This is a genomic window from Endozoicomonas ascidiicola (assembly GCF_001646945.1).
Taxonomy (GTDB): domain Bacteria; phylum Pseudomonadota; class Gammaproteobacteria; order Pseudomonadales; family Endozoicomonadaceae; genus Endozoicomonas; species Endozoicomonas ascidiicola.
In genome coordinates this window covers 776702-785709 of sequence record NZ_LUTV01000003.1, presented here as the reverse complement: position 1 = coordinate 785709, position 9008 = coordinate 776702, and the positions used below count along the sequence as shown (strand labels likewise).

Annotated in this window: 5 protein-coding genes and 1 pseudogene; 5 read left to right on the top strand and 1 reads right to left on the bottom strand. The window is 46.7% G+C overall.

Annotation, left to right across the window (positions count from 1 at the left end; translation table 11 throughout):
* Nucleotides 1-347 (bottom strand): annotated as a pseudogene (locus AKL11_RS10855) (hypothetical protein); the annotation flags it as partial.
* A 68-nt stretch (nucleotides 348-415) separates the two neighbouring features.
* Between AKL11_RS10855 and AKL11_RS10850 the strand changes: the two are divergent.
* The 5 genes from AKL11_RS10850 (at nucleotide 416) to AKL11_RS10830 (ending at nucleotide 8794) form a co-directional block, all read left to right on the top strand.
* Entirely contained in the window at nucleotides 416-724 is a 309-nt protein-coding gene (locus tag AKL11_RS10850) for a transposase (RefSeq protein ID WP_067517229.1), read from the top strand.
* A gap of 485 nt (nucleotides 725-1209) precedes the next feature.
* Entirely contained in the window at nucleotides 1210-3573 is a 2364-nt protein-coding gene (locus AKL11_RS10845; RefSeq protein WP_067517227.1) for a DNA polymerase II, read from the top strand.
* A gap of 264 nt (nucleotides 3574-3837) precedes the next feature.
* Entirely contained in the window at nucleotides 3838-5403 is a 1566-nt protein-coding gene (locus AKL11_RS10840) for a long-chain-fatty-acid--CoA ligase (protein WP_067517226.1), read from the top strand.
* A 134-nt stretch (nucleotides 5404-5537) separates the two neighbouring features.
* A complete protein-coding gene (locus tag AKL11_RS10835; protein ID WP_095210323.1) occupies nucleotides 5538-6434 on the top strand; it encodes a LysO family transporter in 897 nt (298 codons plus the stop codon).
* A 167-nt stretch (nucleotides 6435-6601) separates the two neighbouring features.
* On the top strand, nucleotides 6602-8794 hold the full coding sequence (locus AKL11_RS10830) for a YgiQ family radical SAM protein (RefSeq protein ID WP_067517222.1): 2193 nt from the start codon (nucleotides 6602-6604) through the stop codon (nucleotides 8792-8794).
* Nucleotides 8795-9008: the final 214 nt, after the last annotated feature.

Below are 9008 nucleotides of genomic sequence, written 5' to 3'. Positions count from 1 at the left end.
CGAGACAGGTTCGTCCATTTTACGTCGTGCCGCATCGGGTCCCCAGCAGTATGGTTACGGAGTATGGTGAGAAAGTTTTCAGTCAGCTGGGGACTTTTCTCAATCAGCGGTGTGCGTCCGCCCCTTTTTTTTCGCTGATGATCAGCGTTCAGATGTTCTGATTCCAGCTCAGCGATACCTCGACGAATCGTTTTCGGGTCACAAGCCAGTAACTGAGAAATGAATTCGATGCCACCATGCCCAAGCTTTATCGCTTCAATCGCAGCATAGCGACGACGATCCCTCTCGTTGAGTGACTGATAAAACCGAACCATTTGAACCTCTACTGTCGTCGAATAACTGCCCAAGATGACCTCCTGCACTCATGCGGAGCAATTATCGACGATTCCTGATCTCTTGAAAATAGGGAAGTTAATTGGGGACTATTCCTAAAGATGTCTGCAGGGAGTGCTCTTACCGCTCGAGGTGCAGTGGTTCAAAAAAGGAGGCGGGCAGAGTTATCCGTACGGATAAGTTCGAGGCCATACGCCAAGCCATGAACAAGAAAATGGAAACCACTGAAGCAAAGGCAATATACGCACATCGTAAAGTCATCGCTGAGCCACCGTTTGGTCAGATAAAAAATTCTGGTTTCAAGAGCTTTAGTCTGAGAGGTAAAGAGAAAGTAGCGGCAGAGTTTTCGCTGGTATGTTCGGCGCATAACATGAAAAAAATGGTAAAGTAGCATCAACGGGGTTAATCCGTCTTGATGATTTGAAAAAGGTTAAAAATGCAGCATAAATGCCTTAAAAAGGCCTGAATATGAGTAAAGTGGAAAATTAAGGTCTAAATGCTGATCATTATTTGAGCGCCTTCAGGTTGAGCTGGTTTTAGGAGAGCTAACCGGGCTATTCTCGGTCAGCCTCCTAGGGTAAATCAATCATCAAATAGTCAGAGCAGTGACTTTGAAGCTGGTTTTCATGGGGCGAAACTTTCGATTGATAAGAGGCCAAAAAACAGTGTCTAGCCCTGTTGATCATTCAAGATGCTCAAGTATTTCGGAACCATCTAATTGTGCTGAGGAATCAGGCAAGGCTGATTATTCAGGTTTTCTTAGCGATAACGCCAGGTCTCAAACACCTAAACAGGCCATTGAAGAGTCTGACTCGTTATCTTCATCACCGTAAAAGGGTATAATTTTGCTACTTACCCAAATGATGACCATCGTGCATGGCAGAAGTGCAAAAAGGTTTCCTGTTAAGCAGGCAAAGTGGCGATCGACGAAATCGGCCTGAGGTTCAGCTGTGGCTGGTAACGGATGATCAGCCAGTATGCCTTTATGTAGAAGATCAATCCCCGGTATTTTTTATTGAAACAGCCGCTTTATTTCAGGCTGAAAAATATCTTAATTCTGCTCAGATCTCTTTTACTTCACGTTCTGTCGCACTGACTGCATTCAACCATAAGCGAGTCACTGCGATTTATTTCAAATCCATTGATAGCAGTGTCCGTGCCCAGAAAATTCTCAGTTCTGAAGCATTACCCATTTACGAAGCAGATATACGGTTGCACGACCGTTATCTGATGGAACGCTTTACCTATGGATCTTTGACATTCACTGGTGAGCCGATTCAGAAACAGGGGTATATGGAGTACCGTAATGCCCGGCTAAGACCCGACGTTTTCAAGCCTAAATTTAAGGTGATGTCGTTGGATGTTGAATGCTCGGCCAAAGGTGAATTGTACTCTGTTGGCCTTCATGGTGATGAGCTGAATACTGTCATTATGGTGGGTCAGCAAGAGCAGGTGATCAGCGAAGACATCAATATTATCTGGGTGGATGATGAACAGACATTGCTTGAGTCACTTATCCAGCAGGTGGCGGATTATGATCCGGATATTTTCATTGGCTGGAATGTAATCAACTTTGACTTCCGTCTTCTGGTAAAACGGGCAAGTCTCCACAAAATGCCATTGTCATTGGGGCGTGGTAGTCAATCATGCAGTTGGCGGGAACGTGTTAATGAGCCAGGGCTGGGTTTTGTGACTACCCCGGGTCGAGTCGTTATTGATGGTATTGATGCCTTGAAGTCCGCGACCTGGCACTTTGATAGTTTCAGCCTTGAATCGGTTTCAAGAGCGCTTCTGGGTAAAGGCAAAGCGGTTGATGATGTTGATAACCGGCTGGAAGCCATTACCCATGATTTTCATCATAACAAGCAAAAACTGGCCAAATACAATCTGCAGGATTGTCGTTTAGTCAGTGAGATTTTTGAGAAAACCCGGCTGTTGGATTATTTGAGGCTGCGCAGTGAAATGACCGGACTGGAACTGGATCGTATGGGTGGCTCGGTTCAGGCCTTCACTAACCTGTATCTGCCAAAGCTCCATCGAGCAGGCTATGTGTCGCCTAACTTGCCTGAAGGGGGTGGGCTTGCTTCTCCGGGAGGCTATGTAATGGACTCCATTCCTGGTCTATACAACAATGTACTGGTGCTGGATTTTAAAAGTCTATATCCATCCATTATTCGTACGTTCAAGGTTGACCCCCTGGGGCTGATTGAGGGATTGAAAGCACCGGAGAAATCCATTCCCGGTTTTAAAGGCGCATTCTTTTCCCGAGATAATCATTTTCTGCCAGAAATCATTACCGGGCTCTGGCAGCAGCGTGATCAAGCCAAAGCAGAAAAAGACAGTGCTCGCTCTCAAGCCATAAAGATTTTGATGAACTCCTTTTATGGTGTGCTGGGTTCCGGAGGCTGTCGTTTTTACGACACTCGCCTTGCCAGCTCCATTACCATGCGTGGCCATGAAATTATGCAGCATACGGCTCTGTGGGTTGAGGAGTTTGGGCATCAGGTGATTTATGGTGATACAGATTCCATCTTTGTGTTGTTGGATGAAAATATCTCTCACGATGATGCAGATCACATCGGCTTGCAGTTAGCGGGAACCATTACTCAGCGCTGGCAACAGCGATTGCAGGAAAACTTTGGGCTGACGTCGTATCTTGAGATGGAGTATGAAACCCATTATCGACGCTTTTTGATGCCCACCATTCGAGGTTCAGAAACTGGCAGTAAAAAACGCTATGCAGGGCTGAAAGTAACCGCGGAAGGTGAAGCGTTAATCTGTAAAGGGTTGGAAACCGTTCGCTCTGACTGGACGCCCCTGGCTCGGGATTTTCAGTCAGCGCTACTCAATCGAGTATTTGCCGGTAATGACCCGACAGCTTACGTCAAGGAAACCGTGAGTACTGTTAAACAAGGTATTAACAGTGAGCAGTTAGTGTATCGAAAACGATTACGTCGTCGTTTAAGTGACTATGTGAAAAATGTGCCTCCTCAGGTGCGGGCGGCTCGTCTGGCAGATGAACAGAACCGTCAGGCGGGTAAACCACTGCAATATCAAAATAAAGGGGCTGTGTATTATGTGATGACGATCAATGGCCCTGAGCCCATAGAGTATCTGAACAGTGCCATTGATTACGAACACTACATCACCAAACAGCTGAAACCCATCGCTGATGGCATTTTGCCTTTTATTAATCTGGATTTTGATCAGATGGTGTCGTCACAGTCTAGCCTGTTTTGACGTTGAACTTTATTTTCATGATGACTATTTTTTGATGTGAGAAGCTGCTCATAATCGTTTGCAGCTGCAGAGAGATTGTGAGCAGCTTCTAAGGATTTGTCCGGAAATAACTTCCCCATTTCCGTTCACCCTGAGCCTGTCGAAGGGTAGTGGCAATGGACTTCGACAAGCTCAGTCCGAACGGAGTGTTGAAGACCTCCAATGTGGAAGTTATTTCGTGACTATTCCTAAGTATTCCTATTCTGCTGATAACTGGTGGTAGTCATGTCGAATCTTGCTGATTTTCTATATCGTAGCGCGGAAGTCTATCCCAATAAAACAGCAGTGCGTTTTGATGGGCAGAAAATTTCCTACCACCAGTTAGCGGATTATGCGGCGCGAATTGCTGCCGGATTACTTCAGCTTGGTATAAAAGCAGGGGATCGGGTGTCGCTGGCCTGCCCGAATATTCCTCAGTTTCCCATGATTTACTACGGCATATTGAGTGCTGGAGCAGTGGTTGTGCCACTGAATATTTTACTAAAGCCAGATGAAATTGCTTACCACCTTGCAGACAGTGACTCGTCAGCATTTCTTTGTTTTGAAGGAACGGAGGAGCTGTCTCTTGGGTATTTAGGTCTTTCTGCTTTTGAGCAGGTTGGAAATTGCAAGACGTTTGTCGTTATCACCGGAGATATCACAGTTGAAGATTGGTGTGGACAAGTCACGCTATCCTCTTTGGTCAAATCAGAACCTCTTCCTGCTGCCTGTAGTTGTAATGCTGATGATATTGCTGTCATTCTTTACACATCCGGAACAACAGGCAAAGCAAAAGGCGCAGAGCTTACCCATCATAATCTAGCTATGAATGCTTTGAGTTGTTCTTTGGTGATGGCTACGGATGTTAAGGATGTTCATCTGGTGGTATTACCCTTGTTTCATTCCTTCGCTCAGACGGTTCACCTGCTTCAGTCCGTAACTTCAGCATCGACGATGGTTTTTATGGTTCGTTTTGATGTGGGACAGACTTTAAGGCTGTTGGTGCAGGAGCGTGTTACCATTTTTGCTGCCGTGCCAACCATCTATATAGCATTAAATGGCGAGGCTAACAGGCTGTCTGACCAGGAACGTCGGTTAGTTAAAGAAAAACTTCGTCTTTGTATCAGTGGTGGTGGTCCTATGCCAGTGGAAGTGCTGAAAGCTTTTGAGGATAACTTTCAGGTCACTATGCTGGAAGGCTATGGGCTTTCAGAAACGTCACCTGCAGCCTGTTTTAATACATTAGATCAGGAAAGGGTGCCGGGTTCGATTGGACGACCATTGCCTGGTGTTATTATGAGGATTGTTGATGATCATGGTGTTGAGGTTTTAGATGGGCAAAGTGGCGAACTGATTATCCATGGTCATAATGTGATGAAAGGATATTTTAATAAGCCTGAGCAGACGGCTTCTGTGATGAAAAACGGCTGGTTTTACTCTGGAGATATTGCCCGTCGTGATGCTGCAGGGAACTACTATATTGTTGATCGAAAAAAGGACATCATCATCCGGGGAGGCTTTAATGTGTATCCTCGGGAAGTTGAAGAAGTGCTGATAGAGCATCCGGATATTCTTCAGGCTGCTGTAATTGGTGTACCGGATGAACATTATATTGAGGAGGTTATGGCGTGTCTGGTGCTTAGGCAAGGAAGTGGTCTTTCTTCTGAAGATGTGATCAGCTGGGTGCGAGAGCGAGTTAGTGATTATAAATACCCAAGACAGGTTCAAATGTTCAAAGAGTTTCCGATCAATGCTACGGGAAAAGTGGTCAAGAGGAGGCTTAGAGAGTGGGTAAAAGGACGAATTGAGTAGAGTTACACAAGCCTGTGGGCATTGATGCCTGATGCTTTATAGGTATGGATCTTGATCGAACTATGTCGTTTTTTTGATCTTGTGACCAGTATGGCAAATTGGTAGGCTTCGTTGTCACTTTCATGGATGCTGTCATGGACACACTGGTTATCCTTTTGCCCCTGGTTCTGGGCTATCTGATTCGACTTCATCACCGACCAACGCTGAAGCTGATTGATCGATCATTGTCGTGGATTGTTTATTTAATTCTGGGGCTGATGGGTATTGGCCTGGGGGCTATGGATAACCTGCTGGCTGAAATTGGTGACATTCTTTCTCTTACCGCTACGTTGATCGGCTTAACGCTGGTAGCCAATATGGTGGCGCTGCCCCTGGTTGATAAGCTAAGACCGCTGTTTTTAGAGAATGCTAAGGCGAAAATTCCTACTTTTACCTTGTTTTTGGAATCTCTCCAGTTGGCGGGTGTGGTATTGGCCGGCGTTATTGTTGGTGTTGTCTTTCCAGCGGTGGGTGTTCACGTTGATACATTGGTGAATGCCGTATTGATGCTTTTGTTATTGCTCATTGGTATGCAGTTACGATCGGCGGGTATGACGTTACGGCAAATATTGCTCAACCCCCATGGCATCATGATCGCTGCGGTTGTTCTTGCGACGAGCCTGTTGGCTGGTGCGGCGACAGCGTGGATTTGGGAATTACCAACTCATCAAGGATTGGCGCTGGCCGCAGGGACTGGCTGGTATTCGCTTTCCGGTGCATTGATCAGCGCAGAGCTTGGTCCGGCAATGGGGTCGGTTGCGTTTCTTGCCGATCTTAGTCGCGAACTGATCGCCATTATTTTAATACCCATATTGATGCAGAGAACACCTGCATCCGCCATCGGTTATGGTGGCGCAACGGCGTTGGATTTCACCCTGCCGGTGATCCAGAGAAGCGGTGGCCCACAGACTGTGCCCATAGCCATTGTCAGTGGGTTTGTGCTCAGCGTGGCAGGGCCTATTCTAATTCCCTTCTTTCTAGCGATGGGATGAAAGTGGGTTGGTTTGATTCGCTTTTCTCCAAAAATATTAAAAAATATATCGGTTCTATGAGAAGAGTTTTCGATATGTATCACCCAGTCGTTTAAAAGTCGGGGTAGGACTGCGGGCGCTTTTCTGGGAGAATACGCTGTTTTGATTTTAACTGCGTCGAAGAATTCATGCCTGCACCGATATCTGCTCCCGATCTTTTTTCTTACCCAAAATACTGGGCTGAATGCTATGGCACGGCGCCCTGGCTACCAATGTCCCGTGAAGAAATGGATCAGCTGGGGTGGGATTCCTGCGACATTATTATCGTGACCGGAGACGCCTATGTCGATCACCCCAGCTTTGGCATGGCCGTTATTGGTCGTTTTCTGGAGTCTCAGGGATTCCGTGTTGGCATTATTGCTCAGCCAAACTGGAGCAATCCGGAAGATTTTAAACGACTGGGTAAACCTAATCTGTTCTTCGGTGTGACCGGCGGCAACATGGATTCCATGATCAACCGTTATACGGCGGATCTAAAAGTTCGCAACGACGATGCTTACACGCCCAATGCAGAACCGGGTAAACGTCCGGATCGTTCCACCATTGTTTATAGTCAACGTTGTAAAGAAGCCTACAGCGATGTGCCTATTGTTCTGGGAGGCATTGAAGCCAGTCTTCGTCGTATAGCTCAGTATGATTATTGGACTGATGAAGTTCGTCGTTCAATATTGATGGATGCTACTGCTGATATTTTGCTTTACGGTAACGCGGAAAGAGCGCTGGCCGAAGTGGCTGATCGCTTGGCGAAAGGCGTGCCTATTCGAGAAATTACCGATGTTCGCGGTACTGCCGTGATCAAGCCATCGGTTCCGGCGGGTTGGACTGAAATTGATTCTTCACGTATTGATTGGCCGCGGGATGTGCTTTCTCTGGAAGAAGCCTATGGCGTCAGCCCCTACATGGAAGTGAATGAGAGCGAATGTGAGCAGAAGAAAGAAGAGACTTCTGATGACGCTCAGCCGGTGAGAATTATTCCTATGCCACTGCATCGCAGTGAACAGTTGAATCCGGAAATTACCTGCATTCGCTTGCCGTCGTTTGAAAAAGTACGCAACGATCCATCGTTGTATGCTCATGCCTCCCGCATTCTTCATCAGGAAGCCAATCCGCACAATGCCCGGGTGTTGGTTCAGAAACATGGTAACCGTGAGTTGTGGATAAATCCGCCGCCGATTCCATTGGACACTCCCGAAATTGATGGTGTGTTTGGATTGCACTATCAGCGTCGTCCGCATCCAAGCTATGGCAATGCAAATATTCCTGCCTATGAAATGATTAAAACCTCCGTCAATATTATGAGAGGTTGCTTCGGGGGATGTAGTTTCTGCTCCATTACCGAACATGAAGGTCGGGTTATTCAGAGCCGCTCCCATGAGTCGGTTTTGGCAGAGCTGGAAGAGATTCGCGATAAGGTTCCGGGCTTTACCGGCCAGATTTCCGATTTGGGCGGGCCTACCGCCAATATGTATGACTTGAATTGTAAGAGTGATGAAATTCAGGCCAGTTGTCGTCGATTGTCTTGTGTTTTTCCGGGTATTTGTAAAAACCTGAAAACCTCCCATAAGCAAACCACCGAACTTTATCGCAAAGCCCGTGCGCTGCCGGGTATCAAGAAAATCTCTATCGCATCCGGTTTGCGTTATGACCTGGCAGTGGAAGATCCGGAATATGTAGAAGAACTGGTGACGCACCATGTGGGCGGTTATCTGAAAATTGCGCCGGAACACACAGAGAAGGGTACGCTGGATCTGATGATGAAACCGGGCATGGGCACTTACGATGCGTTCAAGACGATGTTTGAACACTTCTCGAAAAAAGCCGGTAAGAAACAATATCTGATTCCTTACTTCATCGCCGCTCATCCGGGTTGTGAAGATGAGGATATGCTCAACCTGTCCCTGTGGTTGAAGAAAAATAAGTTCCGGGTGGATCAGGTGCAAACTTTCTATCCATCGCCCATGTCGCTGGCAACGGCCATGTATCACGGTGAGAAGAATCCGTTGAAGCGGGTGAGTTATAAAAGTCCAAGGCTTTATACGCCAAGAACATTGGATCAGCGTCGTTTGCAGAAAGCCTTCCTTCGCTATCACGATGAGAAGAACTGGCCTTTCCTGCGTCAGGCGCTTAGGGATATGAACCGTTCTGATTTGATTGGTAACGGTTCACAACACTTGATCCCTGAAGAAGAAAAAGGTCAGCGACGTTCTGGAAATCGAGCCCAAAATAATTTCCAGCAAGCTCGGGGTGGACAGTGGGATAATCGCGCTGCGGACACAAAAAATCGCCGCCAAGGTAACCGAAAGAAAACCACCAGACGTTAATCGTCTGGTGAACCCTGGTTCGAGCCTTATTCGACAACGATTTAACCCTTCATGCCAGGCATTTATACAATGGTTATAGGTGCCTGATAATCAGGATTCTTTCCTCTAGGAGCCTGTCGGACTTAGAACAACTTTTGAGTATAATACCCGCAAGATCGTAAAAGACAGCCAGCCAATGAACAAATGGACTTTCAGACCCATTGACCGAGACATC